Source organism: Xanthobacter tagetidis (assembly GCF_003667445.1).
Classification (GTDB): domain Bacteria; phylum Pseudomonadota; class Alphaproteobacteria; order Rhizobiales; family Xanthobacteraceae; genus Xanthobacter; species Xanthobacter tagetidis.
In genome coordinates, this window is record NZ_RCTF01000048.1 from 1 (window position 1) to 781 (window position 781).

The window sequence follows — 781 nt, forward strand, 5'->3', positions numbered from 1 at the left end:
CTCAACGTGATCCCCGCCGATGACCTGGACGATGCGGCGCAGAAGATCGTCGCGGCCGTGAAGAAGGAAGCTGCGTGATGTCCGTGCTCATCAACAAGGACACCAAGGTCATCACCCAGGGCTTCACCGGCAAGAACGGGACGTTCCACGCCGAGCAGGCCATCATCTACGGGACCAGGATGGTCGGCGGCACCTCGCCCGGCAAGGGCGGCTCCACCCATCTCGGCCTGCCGGTGTTCGACACCGTGATCGAGGCCAAGGAGAAGACCGGCGCCGACGCCTCGGTCATCTACGTGCCGCCGCCCGGCGCCGCCGACGCGATCCTGGAGGCGGTGGACGCGGAAATCCCGCTCATCGTCTGCATCACGGAAGGCATTCCGGTGATGGACATGGTGAAGGTGAAGCGCGCGCTCTCGGGCTCGAAGTCGCGCCTCATCGGCCCCAACTGCCCCGGCATCGTGACCGCGGGGGAATCGAAGATCGGCATCATGCCGGCGAACATCTTCAAGAAGGGCTCGGTGGGCATCGTCTCGCGCTCGGGCACGCTGACCTACGAGGCGGTGTTCCAGACCTCGCAGGAGGGCCTGGGCCAGACCTCTGCGGTGGGCATCGGCGGCGACCCGGTGAAGGGCACCGAGTTCATCGACGTGCTGGAGATGTTCCTGGCCGACCCCGAGACGAAGTCGATCGTGATGATCGGCGAGATCGGCGGCTCGGCGGAGGAGGAGGCGGCGCAGTTCCTCGCCGACGAGGCGAAGCGGGGCCGCAAGAAGCCGATGGT

The 781-nt window shown here is 66.6% G+C and carries 1 protein-coding gene; it reads left to right on the forward strand.

Annotated elements, in window-relative coordinates; genetic code table 11:
• Nucleotides 1-77: 77 nt before the first annotated feature.
• Nucleotides 78-781 (forward strand): succinate--CoA ligase subunit alpha (sucD, locus tag D9R14_RS22690; RefSeq protein WP_121625943.1); only part of this gene is annotated, 704 nt, incomplete at its 3' end.